Source organism: Alloprevotella sp., assembly GCF_057240785.1.
The window spans coordinates 1-24,922 of record NZ_DBHHRH010000033.1 but is presented as its reverse complement, the minus strand read 5'-3'; the positions used below and the strand labels follow the sequence as shown (position 1 = coordinate 24,922).

General features: G+C 49.8%; 15 protein-coding genes and 1 pseudogene. 8 read left to right on the top strand and 8 right to left on the bottom strand.

Annotation, left to right across the window (positions count from 1 at the left end):
- Positions 1 to 563 precede the first annotated feature (563 nt).
- The 6 genes from ACO4R2_RS07775 (at position 564) to ACO4R2_RS07750 (ending at position 9,279) form a co-directional block, all read left to right on the top strand.
- Complete coding sequence (locus ACO4R2_RS07775) at positions 564 to 3,482, top strand: SusC/RagA family TonB-linked outer membrane protein (RefSeq protein WP_484769800.1); 2,919 nt, start codon at positions 564 to 566, stop codon at positions 3,480 to 3,482.
- A complete protein-coding gene (locus tag ACO4R2_RS07770) occupies positions 3,479 to 4,885 on the top strand; it encodes a RagB/SusD family nutrient uptake outer membrane protein (protein ID WP_484769799.1) in 1,407 nt (468 codons plus the stop codon). Before ACO4R2_RS07775 ends, ACO4R2_RS07770 begins: the two co-directional genes overlap by 4 nt.
- A gap of 20 nt (positions 4,886 to 4,905) precedes the next feature.
- A complete protein-coding gene (locus ACO4R2_RS07765; protein WP_484769798.1) occupies positions 4,906 to 5,598 on the top strand; it encodes a DUF4843 domain-containing protein in 693 nt (230 codons plus the stop codon).
- A gap of 61 nt (positions 5,599 to 5,659) precedes the next feature.
- Positions 5,660 to 7,186 (top strand): hypothetical protein, encoded by a 1,527-nt coding sequence (locus ACO4R2_RS07760; RefSeq protein WP_484769797.1) that lies wholly within the window; start codon positions 5,660 to 5,662, stop codon positions 7,184 to 7,186.
- A gap of 40 nt (positions 7,187 to 7,226) precedes the next feature.
- Entirely contained in the window at positions 7,227 to 8,618 is a 1,392-nt protein-coding gene (locus ACO4R2_RS07755) for a leucine-rich repeat domain-containing protein (protein ID WP_484769796.1), read from the top strand.
- A 28-nt stretch (positions 8,619 to 8,646) separates the two neighbouring features.
- On the top strand, positions 8,647 to 9,279 hold the full coding sequence (locus tag ACO4R2_RS07750; protein WP_484769795.1) for a hypothetical protein: 633 nt from the start codon (positions 8,647 to 8,649) through the stop codon (positions 9,277 to 9,279).
- A 213-nt stretch (positions 9,280 to 9,492) separates the two neighbouring features.
- Here the strand turns inward: ACO4R2_RS07750 and ACO4R2_RS07745 are convergent, their stop codons facing one another.
- The 4 genes from ACO4R2_RS07745 to ACO4R2_RS07730 form a co-directional block, all read right to left on the bottom strand.
- Positions 9,493 to 9,684, bottom strand: coding sequence for a hypothetical protein (locus tag ACO4R2_RS07745; protein ID WP_484769794.1), 192 nt, complete (start codon positions 9,682 to 9,684; stop codon positions 9,493 to 9,495).
- Positions 9,685 to 9,857: 173 nt separating this feature from the next.
- Positions 9,858 to 10,055: a hypothetical protein gene (locus tag ACO4R2_RS07740; protein ID WP_484769793.1), complete on the bottom strand. Its 198-nt coding sequence runs from the start codon at positions 10,053 to 10,055 to the stop codon at positions 9,858 to 9,860.
- 1,104 nt (positions 10,056 to 11,159) lie between these two features.
- Entirely contained in the window at positions 11,160 to 13,928 is a 2,769-nt protein-coding gene (locus tag ACO4R2_RS07735) for a fimbrillin family protein (RefSeq protein ID WP_484769792.1), read from the bottom strand.
- Positions 13,929 to 13,967: 39 nt separating this feature from the next.
- Positions 13,968 to 14,174, bottom strand: a complete 207-nt coding sequence (locus ACO4R2_RS07730) for a hypothetical protein (RefSeq protein WP_311491156.1) — start codon at positions 14,172 to 14,174, stop codon at positions 13,968 to 13,970.
- A gap of 338 nt (positions 14,175 to 14,512) precedes the next feature.
- Here ACO4R2_RS07730 and ACO4R2_RS07725 point away from each other — a divergent pair.
- A pseudogene (locus ACO4R2_RS07725) lies at positions 14,513 to 14,746 on the top strand (IS1380 family transposase); the annotation flags it as partial.
- 1,108 nt (positions 14,747 to 15,854) lie between these two features.
- On the opposite strand, the gene hutI reads toward ACO4R2_RS07725, so the two are convergent.
- The 4 genes from hutI to ftcD all read right to left on the bottom strand — a co-directional run bounded on the left by hutI (position 15,855) and on the right by ftcD (position 22,482).
- A complete protein-coding gene (gene hutI / locus ACO4R2_RS07720) occupies positions 15,855 to 17,072 on the bottom strand; it encodes an imidazolonepropionase (RefSeq protein ID WP_484769791.1) in 1,218 nt (405 codons plus the stop codon).
- A gap of 1 nt (position 17,073) precedes the next feature.
- Positions 17,074 to 18,585: a histidine ammonia-lyase gene (gene hutH, locus ACO4R2_RS07715; RefSeq protein WP_484769790.1), complete on the bottom strand. Its 1,512-nt coding sequence runs from the start codon at positions 18,583 to 18,585 to the stop codon at positions 17,074 to 17,076.
- Between the two features lie 22 nt (positions 18,586 to 18,607).
- Positions 18,608 to 20,617 carry a urocanate hydratase gene (locus tag ACO4R2_RS07710; RefSeq protein ID WP_484769828.1) on the bottom strand — a complete coding sequence of 670 codons (2,010 nt, stop codon included), beginning with the start codon at positions 20,615 to 20,617 and terminating at the stop codon, positions 18,608 to 18,610.
- Between the two features lie 152 nt (positions 20,618 to 20,769).
- Positions 20,770 to 22,482: a glutamate formimidoyltransferase gene (ftcD, locus tag ACO4R2_RS07705; protein ID WP_484769789.1), complete on the bottom strand. Its 1,713-nt coding sequence runs from the start codon at positions 22,480 to 22,482 to the stop codon at positions 20,770 to 20,772.
- Between the two features lie 247 nt (positions 22,483 to 22,729).
- Between ftcD and ACO4R2_RS07700 the strand changes: the two genes are divergently transcribed.
- Positions 22,730 to 23,569: a DNA/RNA non-specific endonuclease gene (locus ACO4R2_RS07700; RefSeq protein ID WP_484769788.1), complete on the top strand. Its 840-nt coding sequence runs from the start codon at positions 22,730 to 22,732 to the stop codon at positions 23,567 to 23,569.
- Positions 23,570 to 24,922: the final 1,353 nt, after the last annotated feature.

Sequence of the window (24,922 nt, the reverse complement as noted above, 5' to 3'; positions counted from 1 at the left end):
CGCGGTTACGCATAGTGTGTCCCCTCTGGGGACAGTGGGTGGACAATGAGTTATTTCTTCTCCTACCAAGAAAAATAAACTATGGGGAGGAGTGTGTTTTCTCATAGTTGCGGCCTTATTTGTCGCGCTCAAAAATACAATAAGGGCGTGGGCTGACGCAATAAGGATGTCAGCTGACAGCCTTATTGTATTTTCAAACGCTATAAGGATATTTTTGATGGCGCATATAGCTGTTCTGTTTCCTCTTCAGGAGCTTTTGTTTTTTAACCGTTCGGAACAAATATAAGTATCTCTATCTAATTCTTCTATTCCGTTTGCTACACCGAGTGTCAGCAGTCTGGAAAAGCTGCGATGTTGTTAACCTTGCTGCATTTACTTACTTCATAAAATACCAACTTGAGGGTATTGTCCTATTTTCGGAATTGTGCCTCCTTTGCACCGCAAAATAAACCCAAACTTAGGTGATGATAATATCTCGTTGCTTTTTTCAAAGTAGCCTTTATATACTTGTCTTATTTTTTTTCTGTTTGCCGCTTTCAGCCCAAAAGGGTATGGTAAGCGGCATGGTGCATGCTGACGACGGAACGCCTTTGGAGCATGTTTCTATAAAAGCTACAGATGGCAAAAAGGTTTTGGCTACCACGCAATCCGATGCTAAAGGGCTCTTTACTATCAAGTTGCCTGCAACGGCTGTTGAACTTTCTGCTCAGTTGCTGGGGTATAAAGCTGCAGTGTTGAAAGTGTCGGAAAGTCGTACGACTTATCATTTTGTTCTCAACGAACAGGCGGAAAAGATAAGCGAGGCAGTTGTTACGGGGTATGTAAATAAGCGCAAAGAAAGTTATACGGGGGCGAGTTTTGTTATTGACCATGAGACGCTCATCAGGCAGACAAATACGAACCTGCTGGATATGATCAAGAACAATACTCCGGGGTTTGAACTGATACCCAATAACGACTATGGTGCAGACCCCAACCATATTCCCGATATGGTTTTGCGTGGACGCAGCAGTTTTGTGGAGGGCGATCGTACTAATTTGCCGTTGTTTATTCTCGATGGAGTGGAAACAGATGTGCGCGTGATCTTTAGTTTGCAGCCTGCTTCTATTAAGCAAGTTTCGGTGTTGAAAGATGCAGCTGCTACTGCATATTACGGTTCTAAAGCGGCCAATGGTGTGGTTGTGATTACTTCGATGCCCACAAAAGCCGGCCGGTTGCAGGTTGATTACGACGGGCGTTACCAACTGTCTGTTGCGGACCTTTCGGCTTACCGTCTGCTCAATGCCGCAGAAAAATTGGAATACGAACGCATGGCTGGTATTTATGGCGACTTGAAAGGCAGTAGTCAAACTGACTTGGAGCGACAGAAAGTGTATTATGAAAAACTGGATCGTGTGAAAGCAGGCGTGAATACAGATTGGTTGCGCATGCCACTACGTACCGGCGTAACACATCAGCATAACCTGTCGTTCATGGGCGGTAGTGATATTTTTCGTTATCGGCTCATGGGAGGCTACAGTGGTACGAACGGAGTGATGCAAAAGAGCAATCGGCATACGGCATCATTGTATGTCAATCTGGTCTATGGAGACTGGACACGGCTTTTCATCCAATATACGGGTAGGGTGGAAAGCGCCTTGACCGACGATGTACCTTACGGTAGTTTCAGTAACTATGCGCTGCTTAATCCTTATGATGCCCCCTATACCGCAGCAGGGGTATTAAACAACGAACTTTCTTTTGGAAAACCCAATCCTCTTTATGAGAAAAGTTTGAGCAGCTATATCAATAGTAGCGCCCGCACCATGAGCAACAGTCTGCGCCTGCGATGGAACCTTGGCGGCGGATTGCGAATAGAGGGAACTGCAGCTTTGACCGAAACACAAACCGATGACGAGAGCTTTTTCTCACCACTGTCGCAACGCTTTCTGTATGTGGAAAAGCAAAAGCGGGGGAGTTTCGACATCTTGCACAGTCGTCATGCCGATATATCGTCCAGTATTTTTGCCGTATGGAATAAAGCATTTGGCAAATATGGGCAGCACCTGCTCAATCTTACGTTGGGAGCAAACGTACAAGCCATAGAGCAAAAATCTGATGGGTTCATTGCAACAGGAGTGTTGTCCGACAAGGTGGATCATGCTTCCATGGCGAAATCTTTTGCCGAAGGGTCTACTCCGCAGGGCAACCGAGATCGTGCACGTATGTTGGGCGGCTATATCAATGCGCAGTACGTCTATGATAACCGCTATTTTATAGACGCTTCTTTTCGTCGTGAAGGGTCTTCTAAATTTGGTGCACAGCAGAAATATGCTCCTTTCGGAATGTTGGGCATAGGTTGGAACGTACACAAAGAGAGTTTCATGACCAATAGAGTTGTAACGCTACTCAAAATTAGAGCCAGCGCAGGCATTGTGGGCAACGTGAATTTCCATTCTTATCAAGCAAGGCAGGCATATAGCTATCGTTCGGATTTGATTTACAACAACCAGATAGGAGCTGTACCAACGGCATTGGCAAATACCCATCTGAGATGGGAACGCACCTTGAAGCGTAATGCAGGCATCGACTTCGCGCTATTTGACGATCGTGTAAGCGGTAGCTTCGATGCTTATCTAAACACCACCAACGATTTGGTGATGACTGTTGCCAAACCGGCTCACACAGGTTTTCTGAATGGCAAAGAGAATTTGGGGCAGATACGCAATGCTGGTGTTGAACTTTCGCTGAGAGGGCGCGTTTTCAGCGGCAGACCGTTGGGCTTGAATGTTTACCTAACGATGAGCCACAACCGTAACCGAATAGTGAAGATAAGCGACTATCTGCGCAATCGCAATGCCGACAACGTGAAGCAGGGAAACAGTCGTTTGCCCGTTCCGCTTTATGCGGAAGGCGAATCGCTCACGGCTCTCAAAGTGATGCGCTCTGCGGGCATCAACCCAGCCAATGGTAGAGAGGTGTTTATCAAAAGAAATGGTGAATACACATACACCTATGACTATAATGAGCGACAAGTGGTGGGCGATACCTCTCCAGCGGTGCAAGGCACATGGGGATTTTCGGCAACATGGAAAGATTTTTCGCTTACAGCTGCGTTCAACTACCGATTAGGTGCAACATTATATAATAGTACGCTTGCCACAAAAGTGGAAGGGGCAGATCCTCTCACCAACGTAGATAGGCGTGTTTTTTACAGTCGTTGGCGGGAACCAGGCAATGCGGCACTTTTTAAGCACATCGCCTTGCGCGAAGCAACGCCACCAACGTCGAGGTTTGTTGCCAAAGAATATGTGCTGGAGGGTACATCGTTGATGCTGGCATATCAAGTTCCGAGCAACCTTTGTCGCGTATGCCGCGTTGCAGATGCGCGCATCTCGCTTTCTACGGGGCAGTTTTTTTATCTATCCACCATCAAGCGTGAGCGCGGACTTGCCTATCCTTTCGCACATGTTTTTGAAATAGGACTGAATGTAAAGATATGAGAAATATAATAGTCACTTTATTATTGCCGCTTGTTCTTACAACAACAATGTTGCAAGGATGCGGATTTGTGGATATAGATACGCCCGGACAAATAGACGGAAAGAAGATGTATGCCGATGAACAAGGTTTCGAGGACGTACTTACAGGAATATATGCAACATTGGCAAAGCCAAATCTTTACGGCCGCCAATTGTCGTTCGGATTTGTTGACGAGATTGCGCAGTTGTATTACAACGACCACGAGGCAGCACTCACTACGCTGACAAAAACTTACGACTTGCAATATCGCGACACTGACGTAAGGAAGCAAATAGATCGTATTTGGGAATCGGCGTTCTTTGCAGTGTATACCATAAACGATTTGCTGCAACAAGCCGAGGGGAAACATTTTGCACGTTTAGATACTTATAAAGGTGAGGCGTTGGCTTTGCGAGCTATGCTACATTTCGATATGTTGCGTTTGTTTGCTCCGAACTATTCTCGTCCTCACGAGCTTTCCATTCCCTATGTCACCAAAACAAGTACGCAGCCCTCGCCACGACTCACCGTCGACGAATGCTACCAGCACATACTTGCCGACCTAAATAAAGCCGATAGTTTGTTAGCATCATCGTCGGCCAAGCGCACACCTGCTGAAATGTATGTAAGTCGTTATGCGATAAAGGCTCTTAAAGCACGAGTATATATTTGGGCAGGAAACAAGAGCGAAGCTGCCAAGTACGCCAAAGAGGTGACGGAAGGGCCTTACCGAATGGTGAAAGAAGAGAAAGTGTTGCAACTCTTTATGGGATATGCCGCCACGAGCGAATGTGTTTGGGTGCTCAATGCGCCAAAGGCTTATCTCGATGTTCGGCAAACGTTCTATCCAGCGCGCAGTACCGCCACCTGTAATATGGTGCGAAATAATTACAAACGTCTGTTCAGTACGTCTACATTTACTCCAACCAACAACGATTATCGTTTTCAGGCATACTTCACACAAACCAATTGGGGACGGCCAATTGTGGCTTTCACCAAGCTGTACGACAAAAATTATGAAGAGACGCAAGAGTGGCAGGCGGGCAGAATACCGGGAATAAATATGATACGATTGCCCGAGATGTATTATATCCTGGCTGAAGCATTGTACGATACTGACCGTAACGCCTCTCTCGAAGCGCTCAACACTGTGATTACCGCTCGCGGATTGCAGCCTCTTTCATCTTCAGAAATTGCTACACCAGAACGTTTCCGCCAAGTGCTTGTTGATGAAATAAAGAAAGAATACTGGGGAGAGGGGCAGATCTTCTTTACTTACAAACGCTTTGAAATGCCGATGGAGGGGCTCAATAGTAAAGTGTTTGAGCCTAACGATGCAACTTACATACTGCCGCTGCCTCAGAGTGAAGAAAATAAAGACTGAAGAAGAAAATACGAACCGCAATGAAAAAAGCATACACTATAATGTGGCATTTGTGCCTGTACGCTATGTTGGCATTGAGTGCTTGTTCGTGCACGCAGGATGAAAGCTTTTCTTTTCGAGGCGCATCGGGAATCAGTTTTGAACGTGCTTCTTATCGTCTCGCCATGGGCAGTTTACCCTATTCGGTTGCCGATACGGTGATACGCATACCCTTAACAGCAGTAGGTTCGGCGAGTACATCACCAAGAAGCTATCGTTTGAAGGTGATAGATACGGTAACAACAGCAAAAGCAGGTGTGCATTTTCAACCATTCTCCACCGAGCGAAGATTATCTGCTGGCGCAACAAGCGACACGCTCCGCATCAATATTCTTCGGAGAAATCTGAACGAAGATAGTTTTTATGTGTTGGCAATAGGCATCAGCGAAAAGACCGAATTGCCTCCCATCATTGCCGAACTGTCAAAGATGCAACTCGTTTTTGATAATCGCCTCGATATGCCGATATGGTGGCCAGAACTGGCATATTGGTTGGGCGAATATGACAAGAAAAAGTATCAAAAGTTTATCGAGTGGAACGGCTCGCCTGTCACTCAAAAAGAGATGAACGAGCGCAAATACGAATATCTGCGCATTTTCAAAAAAGTGAAGGCGTATTTTGAGGCTCATCCGCAGGAGGGCGTCAACTTCCCCGATGTGCATTGGGAGGTGTAATTCCAAACTTAGAATCAAAATAGAAGACGTGTGAAATATAATTCAAAATAACAATATAAAAATGAAGAAAATTTACAATTTCCTTTATGCCTTGCCGCTTCTAATAGCACTTTTCGCGGCATGTAGCGATAAAGAACCCAACAATGTCGAAACTCCTACTGCAAAACTTGTTGCTGTGACGGGAATAGAAAAAGCATACAGCATAAAGCAGAATGCGCATTTGAAGCTTAAGCCAGTGCTTAACTTCTCGGAAGGAACAAAGCAGACAACCACCTATGAGTGGATTATTGACAATAATAAAGTGAGTACGGCAGATTCTCTTGATTATGAATGTACTGTATTGGGCAAACATACGGGTACGCTGAAGGTTATTGCCGAAGATCAAACGGCTAAGTTTGCCGACTTTACATTTTATGTATATTCTGGTTACGACCAAGGCTTACTACTCTTTACCGAGGGAAAAGACGGCGCCATGCTTGCGTACAAATCTCTCGATGTACAAGAAGCACCTGCTGTGCGCAATGTTTTTGCAGAGAGCAATCCAACACTTTCGTTAGGTAAAACGCCATTAGCACTTTGCTGGACAGGCGAGTGTATCACCAACCCGAATAATATTGACGATACGGGAGGTCTTGAAGTCATCGTAAGTACCGATTCTCCGCGACGCATCTATGCTTTGAATGCCAGTACGATGAACGTGTTAAGCAAGATTGACTACGACGGAACGGCAACCGATTTTTCACCGAATCACGCCTTTGTACCTTTCGGTATGCAAAACCGACTTTGGGGCGCAGAGGGCGGAAGTGTTTATTTCACCGGCAACGGGAAAGATTATCTTATGACACCCGAGCGTCGTTTTGTTGTGGGGAAACGTCGTCATCAGTTGCCTGCAGGTGCAAAAATTGCGGATCTTTCTTGCAGTTTGATAACCAACCCCATGGATATGCTTCGCGTTTACTTTGACACGGCTTCTAAACACCTTATTTATATTGGCGGCATACGTGGTATGGTAGAGGGAAAAGTGAGCTGTCCTGTTACGCCGATGGCACTGTTGGCGTGCGATGGTAGTTACGCTGAAGCAAATGCTGATAACCGTTACGAGCCTAAACATGCGCTGCTTGTAGGCAGCAGAAGTGGTAATGGTGTAACAGTTTACCGTTTTGCCCCAACCGCGAATAAAGCAGAAGAGAGTTTGTTGGGCGAGATGGACGCCACGGGGCATATTCTGCCCACTTCTGCTGTCGGCGTAAATCCTGTACGCCCATTGCTCTATTATGCCGATCATGCAGGCAATATCTACGTTATGAACTACGAGGGGAAGAGCTTTTCTTCTACTCCTTACATCAGTCTTGGTCAGCAGTATGACGTAAAAGCTATTGTCTTTAATCCGTATAATCCCAACCGCATGTATGTGGCCGCCGAAGACTCAAAGGCTGAAACAACGGCGTGTGCATCTATCTTCATTATCGATGTCAGCAACAAATCTGCGGCAAAGGTTCTTTATAAAGAAGATCGTGTAGGCGGTAAGATACACCGACTGATCTATAAGGGCAACGGCAAAGAGAACCGAGCAGCCACACACGACTGATAAACCAAAGAAATAAATCATCAAATTTAATTTTATACAAATGAAAAGAACTTTACTTTTTTCTATGTTGTTTGCTGCTTCAGCAGTCTCTACTTCTGCTTTTGCGGGAGAAAGAGCAACAACATTCTATCCTCTTCAAACTCTGATGGCGGCAAACAAAACACCAACGCCGATACCGGACGGAGTGAAGATAGAAAACAATGTCGTGGTGTCATGGCCCGCTGCACTTATTCCTGAGGACCGACAAATCGTTCTGCCAGAAGGTATCGTGGGTATTGGCTATCAAGCATTTGCCGAAACTCCGTTGCGCAACATCGTTCTTCCCTCTACGTTGCGCACCATTAGTAAAGAGGCTTTCTTTGCTTCTGCTCTTCAGGCGATTGTCATACCAGAGGGCGTAGAAACATTGGGAGAAGCGGCTTTCTCCAACTGCCATTCGTTGATTGCTGCTTCTTTGCCATCGACCATCAAAAACATGGGCAATAACATGTTCATGTATTGCGACAAACTTAACAATGTACAACTCAAAGAGGGGCTTACTGCCATTGGCGAAAGTGCGTTCTTCAAATGTACGGCATTAGCAAATATCGCTCTGCCGAAATCGTTGGAGAGCATTGGCGACGGAGCATTTAATGGCTGCTCTGCTTTGGAAGAGATTACCATTCCTAATGGGGTTACAGAGATTGGAAACAATGTTTTTGATGAATGTAGTTTTTTGCAAAAGGTAAACTTCCCCGAAAACCTGACAAGAATCGGACGTTCTGCCTTCCACAATTGCGTAGGTTTATCAGGCATTTCTCTTCCCGAAGGATTGAAGACAATCGACGGACTGGCATTCTATGGTTGTACGTCGCTCTTCGAAATCACAACTCCTGAAGGTCTGGAATTGCTGGGAGCTTCGGCTTTTGAAGATTGCACGGCGCTCGCCTCCGTAACATTGGGTAAGGGCTTCACTGTTGTCAATCAAAAGGCTTTCAAAGGTTGCAAGGCTCTGCAACAGATAACGCTGCCCGAAGGCGTTGAAGAACTGAAGCCTTTTGTCTTCCAAAATTGTACGGCACTGACGGAAGTGACCTTCCCCTCTACATTGAAAAACATCGGTCTGAATGCTCTTGTGAATTGTTCGAGCCTGTCGAAGGTTACTTGTAATGCCACAACGCCCCCAGTTCTGAAAGGTAATGTGTTCAACAAAACGCCCAACGGAAAGACCTTAGTGGTGCCCGAGACCAGTATCGAACAATATAAAACTGCTCAATATTGGGGCGCTCCCAGTTTTGCAACGGTTGTGACGGGCATAAATAGCCTTGAGCCAGCAGAAGAGCAAACAGCAGATGTATATACACTACAAGGCGTTCGTTTGGGTACGAAAGCCATCTGGCCCTCACTACCAAAGGGACTTTATGTGGTAGGAAATAAAAAAGTAGTAAAATAATTTATTTAAATTTTTAATATATACAACAATGAGAAAATATCTACTAACAGCAGTTATTGCGCTCTTAAGCATGCAGAGTTTCGCACAGAGCGTTGCCGTGTTTAATTTTGCAGCTAATCCATGGGGGATAGAAACCTCAACATTGGGCGACGAACCCGAAGTGGGGAAGATTGAAGATGGCAAACCTCTCGAGCAAGATGGCATCAAACTTTCTTGTCAAAAAATAAGCGCAAGATATTGGAACCGCATAATGGACGATAAGTTCAAATGGTACACAAACAACACCGTGAGCTTCACTGCTCCGGAGAATGTGGTGATAACAAAAATCGTCTTCAAATGCCTTCCATATCAATGCGACTTGGCAGAGATTACGCAGACTGGTGGCGTTTACCAATGCGACGACGATGAAAAAGACAATCAATATTCATGGACGGGACGTGCCGCAATGGTAATGTTTAAGGCAACAAATACTTCTACGTTTAAGAGTATAGAGGTCACCTACGCCCCCGAAACAACCACTTCCATTGTCAACCTCAAGACGAAGAAGGCACAAGGCAATTATATATATACATTGCAAGGAAAGCGCTTAGGTACGTCAGATTTGCTCCCATCGCTGCCGTCTGGCATCTATATCGTTAACGGTAAAAAGATCATAAAATAAAAAAGTTGCGTTTTTGTTGTCACGCCGTCAGATATAACCAGCGCTGTTTTGATAGCGAGATTTTTAGATAGCGTGACAACATTCTTTTTTAACTCATCCCCGAATTGCGTTGGTATTATATCCGTGCAATTTCGGGGATGAATCATCTTTTCTCCTCTGCATCAGTTGCATCCTCACAGCGTACCTCACGCCTCCGGCGGAGGCGCACCATGCTTAACCGCGGGTGATGCCCGAGCGGAGCGAGGGTGAACCCGTGGGATAAGCAGCCCCACTAATTTCCGACGCCAGCGGCGTCGCACTGCAAACGTTGAGAGAGTAACAAGAGTGGGTGCTGTGCGACACCTCCGGTGTCGGAGGTAGGGTTACCTCTCTCTCCACTTCTCCACGGGTTCGCCCTTCGGGCATCACCCGCGGTTAAGCATGATGTGTCCCCTCCGGGGACAGTGGGTGCGGGTCTCATCATAAAAAGTCTGTATAGTCTCCGTGGCTAATCTATCTCAGCTTTGCATATTACCCCTTTACTATCTCAGTTGCATCCTCGCAGCGTAACTCACGCCTCCGGCGGAGGCGCACCATGCTTAACCGCGGGTGATGCCCGAGCGGAGCGAGGGTGAACCCGTGGATAGGCAGGACACCATCAACTTCCGACGCCGGCGGCGTCGTACTGAAAGCGTTGAGGGAGTAAAGAGATGTGTGAGTAAAAGTGGTTGTTGTGCGACACCTCCGGTGTCGGAGAGAGGAGTGGAGTTCTCTCCACGGGTTCTCCCTTCGGGCATCACCCGCGGTTACGCATGGTGTGTCCCCTCCGGGGACAGTGGGTGCAACTCTCATCATAAAAAGTCTGGCATAAGTGACAAAAAGAGACCTAAAATGGGTCTCTTTTGCTCTTATATGACAAAAGTCTGTATAGTCTCCGTGGCTAATCTATCTCAGCTTTGCACATTACTCCTTCATTATCTCAGTTGCATCCTCACAGCGTACCTCACGCCTCCGGCGGAGGCGCACCATGCTTAACCGCGGGTGATGCCCGAGCGGAGCGAGGGTGAACCCGTGGAGGTGTGTATAGAGAGGACTCCGACGCCAGCGGCGTCGCACTGCAAGCGTTGAGAGAATAACAAATGTGGTTGTTGTGCGACACCTCCGGTGTCGGAGGTAGGATTCCTCTCTCTCCACTTATCCACGGGTTCTCCCTTCGGGCATCACCCGCGGTTACGCATAGTGTGTCCCCTCCGGGGACAGTGGGTACGGCTCTCATCATAAAAAGTCTGTATAGTCTCCGTGGCTAATCTATCTCAGCTCTGCACATTACTCCTTCATTATCTCAGTTGCATCCTCGCAGCGTAGCTCACGCCTCCGGCGGAGGCGCACCATGCTTAACCGCGGGTGATGCCCGAGCTGTGGCGAGGGTGAACCCGTGGGGGGTGTGCACAGAGAGGACTCCGACGCCAGCGGCGTCGCACTGAAAGCGTTGAGGGAGTAAAGAGATGTGTGAGTAAAAGTGGTTGTTGTGCGACACCTCCGGTGTCGGAGAGAGGAGTGGAGTTCTCTCCACGGGTTCGCCCTTCGGGTATCACCCGCGGTTACGCATGGTGTGTCCCCTCCGGGGACAGTGGGTGCGCATGCGAGGATGTTCATCTCCAATCATCTTTCACAGAATTTATAAAAAGTCTGTACATTGTCTGTGGCACGGCGTTTTTTCTCCCTCGGGGTTGTCTCAATGTGTCAAAGAACGTGGGCTGCGGGTGCCGTAAGGGCGGAGCAGCCCGGGTGAATACTGTTTTTATATGATCGGCGGTTTTCCGCCGGAGAGGGGCAAAGCACCGAAAAAAAATATTGCCTGTGGCTTTGAAGGCCACAGGCAATCAATCAAATGAATCGAATTATTCTGAGACGGGACGGACAGAGAACCCGTACGACCGACTGCTGACGAACTGCGGGCACACGCTGCCCGAGCCGATGCTCAGGTAGCAACCGTCGGTCGTGTAGTTCGGGACTGCCGACCAAGAGTAGCCGAAGCTGCCCACGTTGCGCAGCGAACCGTCGTAGTAGTCGCGATAACCCGAAGCAGGGAAATATACGGCGGCATCGGGAGAAGTGATTTTGTTGTTGAAGTTCCAACCCCAATCCCAAGCACCGCTAACGTTAAATTGGGACTGTGTATTTACTGTGTTTTTCCCCGTGGTGGTGAAGCCGGTGAAAGCGTTGGAGGCAGGCATCTTGAAACCGGCGGGGCAAGGGTCATAGACGGTCTTGACAACGGCATTGTCATTATAGCCTGTAACGGTGTTGTCCATTGACCAGAGGTTGTATTGATTGTAACCGCTATCCCAAGTTGAGCCATAAGTGTAGAAAGTCTCGGGATGCTGGATACCGTTCTGGAGGGACATGCCGCCGTTCTTGTTGAACGAACCGTCGGGAGTGGTATCGGTGCCAGGGAAGGCATCCTTGCGACCGAACTGGTAGAGAGTGGAGGAGATTTCCTTGACGCTGCCGGGATTTTGAGTGATGTCGATGTAGGCAACCTGCTTTGTGCCGCTGTTGGCGATGCTCTGCTCCACCTTCACGCGGGCCACGCGCGGCTTGTTGTAGGTGGAGCCGTCCCATTTGCGGTAGGCGAAACCGAGCGTCTGCTTGGTAAACTTATACGTAACGCCTTGATGGTTGACAACGGGGATGGTGTTGAGTACGTCCTTGTGGTCGAACCACAGGTGCCAGGACCAGACCACCGTGCCGCCCTTCGTGACGGCGATGACAGCGTTACCGTTCTTAATCTTGTCCTGCGGCACATGGAACTGTACAAACTTTTTGTCGGCAGAAAGAGAAAGACTACTTGCTTCTACAATGCCGCTTTGGTCTGTCCAAACAATCTTTGCTCCATCGGGCACATTCGCGCCTCCATTGCTCTGCGTAATCCAAGGATCAGTAATATTCTTACCTGCATGATCCTTGAAGTTTTTCAAGACATCAGAGCCTGACACAGTGGTTTTATAGGAATGTTCATTAGTAGCACCGCCCGTGATAGCGTTACCATAAACCAACGGAATGCGGTAGTAGCCCGGAGCAGAGATGAGGTAAGAGTTGGCAGTGTTCTCAACGGAGGCTGCACCCGTGGCGTTGGAGAGGTTGTAGTAGTTGCCGGCAGAGCCTTTTTGCGGAGCATCCTGCAGCACTTCGTTATACTTAGCAAGGAAGTCGGTAATATTCTTGGTAAGGGTAGCTGTGCCACTCTCGGCAGATGTGCCGCCATTGCCCTCCTCTTTGCTCAACTTGGTGAGCCATACAGGCTTGGTTGTGCTGAGAGATGTCCAGGTATTGCCGCCATCAGAACTTTCCTCATATCCTACAACTTTCCACTTCACTGCCTGCTGAACATGTGTAATGGGATCCTTGCGATAGCTCTGAACTGTGTAATATTGAGCGGTAGTTTCTAAGTAACTCGCAGCTGCAGGGCTGGTCACAGTAAGTTGATACTCCCAGGTGCTGGTCTTCTGCGACAGGGCGTAAGTCTTCGTTGTGCCGGGCTTCCATGTGCCGGAGAGGTTGGCAGTGATAGCAGGTGTAGTGCTGTTGTCAAAGTAGATCTTTACACTCACGCCTGCAAGCGATTGCGGAATCATGTAGAAAGTGAAATTATCGCCATTATTGCCCATGATGATTTGGTTAACGGCTTGCGAAGTGCTCACATTGAGCGTACCGTCGCCACCAAGGGTGAACGTGGCGGGAGTGCTGAGATTGCTCCACGCAGCCCCCGTGCCGTCGGCTTTCGAGGAGAGCGTGTAGCGTCCCTTGCTCTGCGCGTTGATGATCTCCACTTTCGTTATTTTCTTGTTCCATGAAAGATTCTGCCCCACTTTGAAGCGCACTGCCGTCAGTGCGTGATGGAAATCGAGGTTCGTTGTCGGAGCCACGTAGCGAGTGGCATACTGCACTTCGCCAGAGCAGGCCGTCATGAGGTCTTTCTGATTGACCACCTTCGGCTCTACTTCGAAATCAACATAAGGTGTAGATGTATAGCTCTCGGGAGACAGCTGCAATTTGTTATAGCTGGAAGTCACTAAAGGATAAACAGCATAAAATTTTCCATAGGGCTGTTCCCACGACCACAGAATCTCATTGACGAGCGTACCGTCGGGATTTGTGTCCTTGTTGTAGAACCATGGTGTGGGGCTGAGGGTAGAAGTCGTTCCACGGTAGCCGATGGAGGAAAAATGGTCTGCAGCGGAGAATGTTTCAACAACATTCGCACGAGGAGCGATGCGGGAACGGTGTATCGTTCCGGCTTCCGTGCTCGTCTCCGCCTTGCGCGGCATGCTTTCTATGCCGGCCGTAGTGGTTTCTATAAGGCAGGTATTGCCGTCGCCGCCCTGCACATCGAGCTTTTGTGAAGTGAGATCTTCAGGAGTGAGGCTCAAGGGCGCAATCTGTTCCGCAAAAGCAGCACGACTCAACGAACTGCCGGGCAGAGCACGAGCAGCAGCTGATCGGTGCGCGCCGTTCTGCGCATTAGAGACAATATAAGAAACCGCAGCGCCACGGTCGCCGGTTTTGCCCGTATTATCAAGGTCGTTGTCGGAACAAGCGCTGAAACTTATTCCTGCAACGCACGCTAAAGCAAGAGCTGTTTGCTTATTGAAATGTTTGATGTTCATGTTTTCTACATTTTCTGTCTTCTTTTTTACTTGTTACTTTTACTCCCACAACTTACTGCCGGAAAACTTGCGGGTTCCTTCCAATTCTTCGTCTTCGTCCTTTTCAGGAGGCGTGATGGTTACACTTCCGCTGCCTCCGCCACCAGGCTGCACAGGAGGGCTGCCAGCCATGAGCGTGTTATCGCCATCGAAAGCGTACACTTCTGTTGCAGGCTTGAAATAAGCCTTTTTTGTAAACTTGTTCATAATAAAATAAATGTTCCTACTATTATATTGTAAAATTGAAAAAACACAATTAGGCACGAAAATAATCTTTTGCAGAAGACAAATTTATGTGTATGCCACACTATAAGTCTTGAGATATTATCTCTTTTCTATCTTTCTTCTCTCAAAGTTCTGTTTTCAACTTATAAGTTAGAAAATCCTATTTGCCTAAAATTTGGTGCATATATATATCCAAAATTTTCAATAAAAAGTTTCTTAAATATCCTATTTATTTCCTTATAGTATACCTTAATTCCGCAGCATAAATTCTTGTGACATATCTTGGTGCTGCAAACATAACAAGTAAGCAAAAATTTGACATGGCAAAGGTCGCAATTAAAAACGAGAATACCACTTCTTTCGGTGAAATTTATCATATTATGGACGTTTTTTCAAAGTTGGGCTTTGAAAAACTTACCGAATCTGTATTGGGCAAACGTGGAAATAGTGGCAAAGCATTCAGCCATGGAAGTATTTTCGGCTCTCTCTTCTTCAGTTACCTTTGTGGTGGAGAATGCCATGAGGACATCAATGTGCTTATAGGGCAGTTCAAGGTCATAGCTTCCTTTATCATTTTTAACTATATTGCTGTTTGGTAAGTTTTAAATTATTATGGTTTACTACACTGCAAATAGATTCTATTTTCCTCTCCGCAATACCTCTAAGTAGGTATTGCGGATTTTTGTTGGAAGCGTTGCACGGCAAGCGTAGAGAGAGAATCACATGAGCAAAAGTGGGTGTTGTGCGACACCTCCGGTGTCGGAGAGAGGAGTGGAGTTCTCTCCACGGGTTCGCCCTTTGGGCATCACCCGCGGTTACGCATGGTGTGTCCCCTCTGGGGACAGTGGGTGCGGCTCTCATCATAAAAAGTCTGTATAGTCTCCGTGGCTAATCTATCTCAGCTTTGCACATTACCCCTTTACTATCTCAGTTGCATCCTCGCAGCGTAACTTACGCCTCCGGCGGAGGCGCACCATGCTTAACCGCGGGTGATGCCCGAGCTGTGGCGAGGGTGAACCCGTGGGGGGTGTGCACAGAGAGGACTCCGACGCCAGCGGCGTCGCACTGAAAGCGTTGAGGGAGTAAAGAGATGTGTGAGTAAAAGTGGTTGTTGTGCGACACCTCCGGTGTCGGAGAGAGGAGTGGAGTTCTCTCCACGGGTTCGCCCTTCGGGTATCACCCGCGGTTAAGCATGGTGTGTCCCCTCCAGGGACAGTGGGTGGACAATGAGTTATTTCTTCTCCTACCAAGAAAAACAAACTCTGGGGAGGAGTGTGTTTTCTCTTAGTTGCGACTTTATTTGTCGCGTTCACAAATACAATAAGGGCGTGGGCTGACGCAATAAGGATGTGAGCTGACAGCCTTATTGTATTTTCAAACGTTATAAGGATATTTGCGGAGAGAGTTGATAGTGCCTGCTCCTCCTCTTCAGGAGTTTTTCAAAAGTGTTTGGAACTTTAGATGCTTCATGAAGTTTTAACTGGGTGATAATAAGAAGTGGCTAATTTGTGGTGAAGCTTCTGAAGCTTTTCTCAACCTTTGGAAAGAAAATGAGTGTAGCGGAGTTGCAATAAGTGGATGACTTGTTGCAGGACTCCGCTACTATTCTTGACCATTTTCGAGAATTCACGAAAATGGTTCGATTTGTTGATTTTGTGTGACTCAGAGGATGACTTCTCGAACGGGGTTAGAAGTGTAGGCGTAGGGGAGATAAGCCAGCGAGGGGGCATTGATGAGTTGGAGTGCTGCCCGCTTACCGCGGGTGATGCTGCCGTGAGTTTGGCTGAGCCCCATGGCGTAGGCCGCGTTGATGGTGGCGGCGTTGATGGCCTCTTCCGGAAGTAGGCGTTGCTTGATGCAAGCCAAGGAGAGGATAAACTTCATGCTGCCCGAAGGCGTTGAACCTGGATTCCAATCGGTGGCGAGTGCCACGGGGAGGCCTGCATCGATGAGTTTGCGAGCGGGAGCATAGGGCATATTGAGGAAAAAGGACGTGCCGGGGAGCAGCGTGGGCATGACATCGGACTGCTGAAGGAGCGGAATGGCGCTGTCGGGCATTCGCTCCAGATGGTCGACGGAGAGAGCGTTGTGCTCTACTGCCACGGTGATACCTCCCGAAGCGGCCAACTCTTCGGCGTGAATCTTGGGGCGCAAACCATAGTGAGCACCTGCCTTGAGTATGCGCGCTGTTTCCTCGGGCGTGAAGAAACCTTCATCGCAGAAAACATCGATGAAGTCGGCCAAACCCTCTCGTCCCACTTCGGGAATCATCTCATTGATGACGAGGTCGACATATTCGCTCTGTCGGCCCTGATAGGCGCGCCCAACGGCATGTGCACCAAGGAAGGTGGCGCGGATTTCGAGGGGGGACGTTTCCCGCAGGCGGTGGATGACGCGCAACATCTTGAGCTCATCCGCCGTGTTGAGTCCGTAACCGCTTTTGATTTCTACGCTGCCCGTTCCGCCAGCGCGCATCTCGTTGAGTCGCTGTTGAGCCTGAAGGAAGAGTTCTTCCTCCGTTTGCTCGTGTAAGCGGTCGGCCGAATTGAGGATACCTCCACCGCGACGGGCTATTTCCTCATAGCTGAGGCCGCGTATCTTGTCCTCAAATTCTTGTTCGCGACTACCAGCATACACAATGTGGGTGTGTGGGTCACAATAGCAGGGCATGACGATACCGCCCTGGGCGTCGATGGATGTGTATTCGCCGTCAGCAGGCAAGGGAGAGCCATCGCCGAAGTCCTTTATCAACCCATCTTCAATCAAAAGCCACGCATGGCGGATCGTTTGGATGGAGCGCATTTCCTCACCGGCTAATTTTTCTTTGCCCGAAGGCAATATGCCGGCGAGGATGCCTATGTTATGAATCAGACTTTTCATTTCAGAGAGTAGGGTTGGTGTCGGGCAAAGACTGGGTTTGGAGGAACTCTACCGATTTGGCAATATAGGGATACATCACGACATCGTCGCTGATAAAGGGAACAACCTGTCGATAGTTCGCCACGAGGCGTTCGAGCGCGGGAGATGTCTGTTCGGGGCGGCGGAATTCGAGCGCTTGCGCTGCGTTGAAGAGTTCGATAGCCAAAACGCGCTCCGTATTGTTCACTACGGTGTAGAGCTTCGTCCCAGCGTTTGCGCCCATACTGACATGGTCCTCTTGTCCCTGCGAGGTCGGGATGCTATCGGCAGAAGCCGGCATACACAAACCTTTGCTTTGGCTCACAATGGAGGCTGCCGTGTATTGCGTTATCATGAAACCGCTATTTACTCCTGGATTGGCAACGAGGAAACTGGGCAATCCGCGCGTTCCCGACACCAACTTATAGGTGCGGCGTTCGGAGATATTAGCCAGTTCGGACATGGCCAGTGTTAGGAAGTCCATGGGGAGGGCGATAGGTTCTCCGTGGAAATTTCCTGCGGAGATGACGAGGTCTTCGTCAGGGCAAACGGTCGGGTTGTCCGTGGCGGCGTTTATTTCAGTGTCGAGAACGTGTTCCACATACTGGAGGGTGTCCTTCACCGTTCCGTGTACCTGCGGAATGCAGCGGAACGAATAAGGATCTTGCACGTGTGTTTTGGATTTTTCGATGATCTGACTACCAGCGAGAAGTTGGGAGATGCGAGCAGCCGTATCGAGTTGGCCCTTGTGTGGTCTCACCGCATGAACAGCATGATAGAACGCTTCGATGCGTCCATCGTAGGCATCAAGCGACAACGCCGCGATGCAATCCGCCCATTGGCTTAGCTGTTTTGCCTTTATGAGAGCCCAGCAGCCGAACGCCGCCATGTTCTGCGTACCATTGAGAAGCGCGAGTCCCTCCTTTGAAGCCAAGGCGATGGGTTCCCAATGCTTCAGTTGCAGCAGTTCAGCACCGCTCATCTGCCGTCCCTCAAATTCTACTTCGCCCAAACCCACGAGCGGCAGGCAGAGATGCGCCAGCGGAACGAGGTCGCCCGATGCACCCACCGAACCTTGCATATAGACAACAGGACAAACGCCTGCATTGAAGAAGTCGATGAGGCGCTCCACGGTGACCAACTGACAACCGGAATAGCCGTAGCTGAGGGATTGTATCTTGAGGAGAAGCATGATGCGTACAATGTCGCGCGGCACACGGTCGCCACAGCCACAGGCATGGCTCATCATGAGGTTTATTTGCAGTTGGGAGAGTTGGTGCTTACTGATGCTGATGTTGCAGAGTGAGCCGAAGCCCGTTGTAACGCCGTAGATAGGAACTTCCGAACGCGCTATTTTCTCGTCCAAGTATTTCCGGCAGCGAACGATGCGCTGGCGAGCATCCTCGCTAAGGCGCAACTGATAGTTGTGATATATGATGTCAGCCACTCTCTCTAAGGAGAGATGTTCGGCACTTATTTCGTGAATCTTTTCCATGTTTGTGTTTTTTAGAGTGAGGTTAGAAGAGGGAAGCCGCCTTATCGATGACGGCATCGTCCACAAGGTGCGGCATTGTCACGCGGAGTTGTGGCGTGCGTTCCATTTCGCGACGGATAGCGTCCATCGAACCTTTGTTGCGCGCCCAAGCTCGGCGACTGATACCATTGTTCACATCCCAGAAAAGCATATTGCGAATGTGGCGTGCAGCGTCTTCGCTACCGTCCACCACCATGCCGAAACCGCCGTTGATAACTTCGCCCCAACCTACGCCGCCTCCGTTGTGGATGCTCACCCAAGTGGCACCGCGGAAACTATCGCCAATGACGTTCTGAATAGCCATGTCGGCGCAGAACTGAGAGCCGTCGTAAATGTTGCTTGTTTCGCGGAAGGGGGAGTCTGTTCCCGACACATCGTGATGGTCTCTACCGAGCACCACAGGTCCTCTCAGTTCTCCGCGCTTCACGGCTTCGTTGAATGCCAACGCAATCTTCATTCGTCCTTCACTATCGGCGTAGAGAATACGTGCTTGTGAACCCACCACGAGGTGGTTGCGTCCCGCTTCTTTGATCCATAAAATGTTATCGTCGAGCTGATTCTGAATGTCGGTAGGTGCTTCGGCGCGCTCAGCTTCCAGCACTTCTGTCGCCAAGCGGTCGGTCAGTTCGAGATCGCGCGGGTCGCCTGAAGCGCACACCCAGCGGAATGGGCCGAAACCATAATCGAAGAACATCGGTCCCATAATGTCTTGCACGTAAGAAGGATAGCGGAAACTGCCGTCTGCTTGCAGGATATCGGCTTCAGCGCGTGAAGCTTGCAGCAAGAAGGCGTTACCGTAGTCGAAGAAGTACATACCACGCTCCGTCAGGCGGTTGATGGCGTCCACCTGCCGGCGCAATGATGCGTGCACGCATTTGCGGAATTGCTGCGGGTTGTCAGCCATCATCTGCTTGCTCTCCTCCAGCGTCAGCCCTACGGGGTAGTAACCACCCGCCCAAGGATTGTGGAGCGACGTTTGGTCGGAACCTAAGTTCACTTCAACGCCTTCATCCGCCAAACGTTCCCAGAGATCGACAACATTTCCCACATACGCCATAGATACGACGCGGCGCTCCTCCACAGCTTTGCGAATGGCGGGGATGAGTTCATCGAGCGAAGTATGAAGCTCGTCTACCCATCCTTGTTCGTGTCGCTTCTCTGCCGCCTTCGGGTTGATTTCGGCCACAACGCTCACCACGCCAGCAATGTTGCCTGCCTTGGGTTGTGCACCACTCATGCCGCCCAGTCCCGATGAGACGAAAAGCGGCATCTTGTCTTTGCCGTTCATCACTCGGCGCGCTGCGTTGAGCACGGTGATAGTCGTACCGTGTACGATGCCCTGCGGACCGATATACATATAGGAGCCAGCCGTCATTTGGCCGTACTGACTCACGCCGAGAGCGTTGCTGCGCTCCCAGTCGTCGGGGCGAGAATAGTTGGGGATTACCATACCGTTTGTCACCACTACGCGCGGCGCATCTCGATGGGAGGGGAAGAGTCCCAGCGGGTGACCAGAATACATCACAAGGGTTTGCTCATCGGTCATCTCACTGAGGTATTTCATCACGAGGCAGTATTGCGCCCAGTTCTGAAAGACAGCACCGTTTCCGCCGTAGGTAATCAGTTCGTGAGGGTGTTGAGCCACGCGCGGATCGAGGTTGTTCTGAATCATCAGCATGATAGCCGCCGCCTGTTCCGAGCGATGCGGATATTCATTGATGGGACGAGCATACATAGCGTACTGCGGACGGTAGCGATACATATATATGCGTCCGTATTGCTTGAGTTCTTCTGCAAATTCGGGAGCTAACTGTGCGTGCAGTTCCTCGGGAAAATAGCGAAGAGCGTTGCGCAGCGCCAAACGTTTCTCCTCGGGCGTGAGGATGTCTTTGCGCTTCGGCGCATGATTGATGTCGGTGTCGTAAGGAGGTAGCTCCGGCAGTTCGGCAGGGATGCCCTGTCGGATGTCAGCCTGAAATTGTTCGAGACTTATATTGTTATCCATGCTTTCCATGTTGTTCTTTTTTGAGGGATAGAAAGAGAGGAGGAAGCGAGGTTTTCAGCGAGGAACTCCCCGCTTCCGTTTGGGATTATTGAGGAACTTCCGATGTGCTCGATAAGGTGGAAGCACACGGAATCAGCTATTTATTCGCCGCAGATTTTTGCTTCGACGATGGCGGTAATGGCAGCTTCCTCCGCATCGGCTTTGCGAATGAGTTCATCGGCTTCGGTCGTTAGGGCATCCGCCGTAGCACGATCGTGGAGGGAGGCAGCGTTGATTTTCACGTTTAGTCCAGCACCGCGCACCGCTGCACGAATCGCCAACGCTCCTACGCCCGCATCGGAAACACTGTTGGGATTGCCCGTTTCAGCCATGGCGCGGCAGAGCGCAAAACCCTCGTAGGAGGCCTTCATGGTGCGCAGCGGCACTTGTGTGGCGTAGAGTGTGGCTTGCTGAATGGCTTCGGTGCGCAAGCGTTTTTCTTCGTCATTCCCCTTCGGCATACCGAAAGCGGACATAATGGCGTTAAAAGCTTCTGTGTCTTCGTCCACCAACTGGAGGAGTTGCTCCATGAGTTGTTGCCCTTTGTCGGCGTGTGTACTAAATTCTTGCCAGCGTTCGTCCCAGCCCCGCTTGTGTGCAGAGAGGTTCGCCACCATCGTTCCCAAAGCAGCGCCCAATGCACCCATATAGGCTGAAATTGTTCCACCGCCTGGTGCAGGAGATTCTCGCGAAGTCTCTTCTGCAAAACCGCGCGCCGTCAAGTCCACTAAGCGTGTTGTGCCGGGGTCTGCCTCCAGCATATATTCTATCACCTTTTCTTCGGGGCGGAAAGGCTTGAGATCGTTCAGCCCCATGGAGCGGATAGCTATTTGCACGATGTCTTTCTCCGGAATACCCGTGGAGCGTTCTTGTCGTTCTAAGAAGTAGCGACCTGCATCAAGGAGCGTTTGCTTCGGAATAAGTCCCACAATCTCCGTTCCCGTCACGCGCACGCCGCGGTTCTGTGCGCAGCGACACACTTCCTCGAAAGCGCGGTGGAGAGGGGTAACGCTCAAATCGGTCATATTCATGGACACTTGCGCGATGCCGTATTCATCGATGTACCACCCAATGGCTTTTGTAGCTTTGAGCGTGCCAGGTTGCATGATGGTTTTCCCATCGGCGTCTTTCATGATTTTTCCCGTCAGCGTGTTGCCCTCGCGCATCGGTCGTCCTTTTTCTCTCACGTCGAACGCTATGGCGTTGGCGCGGCGCGTGGATGTCGTGTTGAGGTTGAAATTGACAGCGATGAGGAAATTTCGTGCGCCCACCGCCGTACAGCCTGTGCGTGCCACGCCCTCATCGAAGGGGCGCGCTCCGAAGTCGGGCGCCTTGGCGGCATCACTAAGTTTTTCGGGTAGAGCTTCATATTCTCCTTGGCGGCATACGGCCAGATTGCGGTGTTCAGGCTTCAGTGCTGCCGCCTCATAGCAGTAGGTCGGGATGGTCAGTTCTTCCGCCAAGCGTTGTGCCAGTTTGCGCGCCAGTTCGGCACACTCTTCCAGTGTGACACCTGCAACGGGGATAAGCGGGAGCACATCGGTAGCTCCCATGCGCGGATGTGCTCCGTGATGTTGCCGCATATCGATGAGTTCGGCAGCACGGCGCACGGCCTTAAACGCTGCTTCGCAAACGGCTTCGGGTTCGCCCACAAAGGTGATAACGGTGCGGTTCGTGGCCTCGCCCGGATCCACGTCGAGAAGTTTCACACCACGACTTCCGGCAATCACTTGCGCAATGGCATCAATAGTTGCTCGGTTGCGGCCCTCGCTGAAATTGGGGACGCACTCAATGATTCTTTTTCCCTGCTCCATAGTATAAATTGGGGATGTAGTTAGTATCAATTTGTATTCTTGAGGTTGCAAAAACCTTCATTGGCAAATATAAGTCCTTTTCTGATAGGAAGCAAATTTTTTGCTAATAGCTGAAGAATATGAACCCCATCTGCTCCGCCAGTCGAGGGATTTTCGTGTGCAGGTGTTTCGGAAAAAGGGAATAACTTGAGGAGTGGCTCTGCCAAGAAATCGCTATCTTCGTTCGCAAAATGTTATCTACTAAAGAATGAAACTTACTCATATCTTAACAGGACAAATTCTCGTTCTCACTGCGTTCGCTCTGAGTTCTTGTCAGTTCGGAGCACCCAAGGGCGCAATGCTGGTATCGCAAAACGTAGCAACCGAGGCCGATTCAGCCACGGCGGTGGACGCTTCGGTGCTCGATTCGCTCTGCGTTGTCGTCACTCCCGATAGTCTCCCCTCTGTTCTCTTGCAGCGGGTGGGCTATACGGTTTCTTACAATCCCGCAATGCGTATCCCCAACTGGGTGGCGTGGCACCTAACGCCCCAACGCCTCGAGGGTGCGGCGTCGCGCAAGGGGCATCCTTTTCAAGCAGATGAGGACATTCCAGCACCGCGCGTAGACACTTATGATTATATGCGTTCTGGCTACGACCGTGGGCACATGTGTCCAGCGGCAGACAACAAATGGGATGCTGAAGCCATGCGGGAATCTTTCTTGTTCACCAATATCTGCCCACAAAACCACAATCTCAATGCGGGCGATTGGAACGAAATGGAGATGCAGTGCCGCGCATGGGCAAAAACGTGGGATGGTATCTATATCGTTTGTGGCCCTTTGCTTTATCGGCGTCAGCACAAAAGGATTGGTGAGCATAAAGTGGTAGTGCCCGAAGCTTTCTTCAAAGTTGTGTTGTGCTTGAAGGGCACTCCCAAAGCTATCGGATTTATTTATAAAAATGAGAAAGGAAATCACCCGAAGGGGGATTATGTAAATACCATTGACGAAGTGGAACGCCTAACAGGTTTCGATTTCTTTTCCGCTCTTCCCGATAGTCTGGAGAACAAAATTGAAGCCACCGCCAACCTCGAAGATTGGAACTAAACATAAACGGTAGTTTCTCTTTGTCACTATCTCGTATCAAGATCATAGCTACGTAGAGCACAACTCACGCCTCCGGCGGAGGCGCACTATGCTTAACCGTGGGTGATGTCCGAGCAGAGCGAGGGTGAACCCGTGGGGATATGGGCTAAGAGATCTCCGACGCCGGCGGCGTCGCACTGCAAGCGTTGAGAGAGTAACAAGAGTGGGTGCTGTGCGACACCTCCGGTGTCGGAGGCTTCCCTCTCCACTTCTCCACTTCTCCACGGGTTCACCCTTTGGGCATCACCCGCGGTTACGCATAGTGTGTCCTCGCTGGGGACAGTGGGTGCAGGCTGGGAGGTTTCTTTTTTCTCTCCCTCTCCACTCTCTCCACTTCTCCACGGGTTCGCCCTTCAGGCATCACCCGCGGTTACGCATGGTGTGTCCCCGCTGGGGACAGTGGGTGCGGGCTGGGAGGTTTCTCTTTTCTCTCCCTCTCCACTTCTCCACTCTCCACTCTCCACTCTCCACTTCTCCACGGGTTCACCCTTCGGGCATCACCCGCGGTTACGCATGGTGTGTCCCCTCCGGGGACAGTGGGTGCGGGCTGGGAGGTTTCTCTTTTCTCTCCCTCTCCACTTCTCCACTCTCCACTCTCCACTCTCCACTTCTCCACGGGTTCACCCTTCGGGCATCACCCGCGGTTACGCATGGTGTGTCCCCGCTGGGGACAGTGAGTGGACAATGAGCTTATTTCTTCTCTTACCAAGAAAAACAAACTCTGGGGAGGAATGTGTTTTCTCATAGTTGCGGCCTTATTTGTCGCGCTCAAAAATACAATAAGGGCGTCAGCTGACGCAATAAGGATGTGAGCTGACAGCCTTATTGTATTTTCAAACGCTATAAGGATATTTACGCACAGGGGTATTGCATAAACGCCTCTTCGCAAGGGTGTGTTGCAGGTGCGCTTCAGAGGCGTCGATGAATGAGACTTCTAAGCGGACAGATTCAATTTTAGCGGTTTCTCTCAGTTCTGGATAGTTGCCCATCCATGCGAAGAGCCAGTGTGAGGTTGAGCAGGTGGGTGGCGCGTCCTTGTGTTTTTTATATAAAAAAGATCCGTCGACGTTGTCTCACGACTACCCCGACGGTTCCTTAAGAAATTTTTTTGTTATCTATCGATGTTGCAAAGATACAAATCCATAAAAGAACTGTCAACTATCCTTGTGCGTTTTTTTGCGATAAAGCAGTGTTTTTATGGCTTGATGGGCGCAAAAAAAATCCTGCAACCGCCTTTGTACGGACGTTTCTTGATTTTGGGCATAAGTGACAAAAAGAGACCTAAAATGGGTCTCTTTTTCTCTTATATGCCAA

Excerpts from the sequence above, each read along its gene's own strand:
- ACO4R2_RS07775 (WP_484769800.1), top strand. The coding sequence starts at position 564 with ATGGTGCATGCTGACGACGGAACGCCTTTGGAGCATGTTTCTATAAAA.
- ACO4R2_RS07770 (WP_484769799.1), top strand. The coding sequence starts at position 3,479 with ATGAGAAATATAATAGTCACTTTATTATTGCCGCTTGTTCTTACAACA.
- ACO4R2_RS07765 (WP_484769798.1), top strand. The coding sequence starts at position 4,906 with ATGAAAAAAGCATACACTATAATGTGGCATTTGTGCCTGTACGCTATG.
- ACO4R2_RS07760 (WP_484769797.1), top strand. The coding sequence starts at position 5,660 with ATGAAGAAAATTTACAATTTCCTTTATGCCTTGCCGCTTCTAATAGCA.
- ACO4R2_RS07755 (WP_484769796.1), top strand. The coding sequence starts at position 7,227 with ATGAAAAGAACTTTACTTTTTTCTATGTTGTTTGCTGCTTCAGCAGTC.
- ACO4R2_RS07750 (WP_484769795.1), top strand. The coding sequence starts at position 8,647 with ATGAGAAAATATCTACTAACAGCAGTTATTGCGCTCTTAAGCATGCAG.
- ACO4R2_RS07745 (WP_484769794.1), bottom strand. The coding sequence starts at position 9,684 with ATGCCCGAAGGGCGAACCCGTGGAGAAGTGGAGAGAGAGGTAACCCTA.
- ACO4R2_RS07740 (WP_484769793.1), bottom strand. The coding sequence starts at position 10,055 with ATGCCCGAAGGGAGAACCCGTGGAGAGAACTCCACTCCTCTCTCCGAC.
- ACO4R2_RS07735 (WP_484769792.1), bottom strand. The coding sequence starts at position 13,928 with ATGAACATCAAACATTTCAATAAGCAAACAGCTCTTGCTTTAGCGTGC.
- ACO4R2_RS07730 (WP_311491156.1), bottom strand. The coding sequence starts at position 14,174 with ATGAACAAGTTTACAAAAAAGGCTTATTTCAAGCCTGCAACAGAAGTG.
- hutI (WP_484769791.1), bottom strand. The coding sequence starts at position 17,072 with ATGAAAAGTCTGATTCATAACATAGGCATCCTCGCCGGCATATTGCCT.
- hutH (WP_484769790.1), bottom strand. The coding sequence starts at position 18,585 with ATGGAAAAGATTCACGAAATAAGTGCCGAACATCTCTCCTTAGAGAGA.
- ftcD (WP_484769789.1), bottom strand. The coding sequence starts at position 22,482 with ATGGAGCAGGGAAAAAGAATCATTGAGTGCGTCCCCAATTTCAGCGAG.
- ACO4R2_RS07700 (WP_484769788.1), top strand. The coding sequence starts at position 22,730 with ATGAAACTTACTCATATCTTAACAGGACAAATTCTCGTTCTCACTGCG.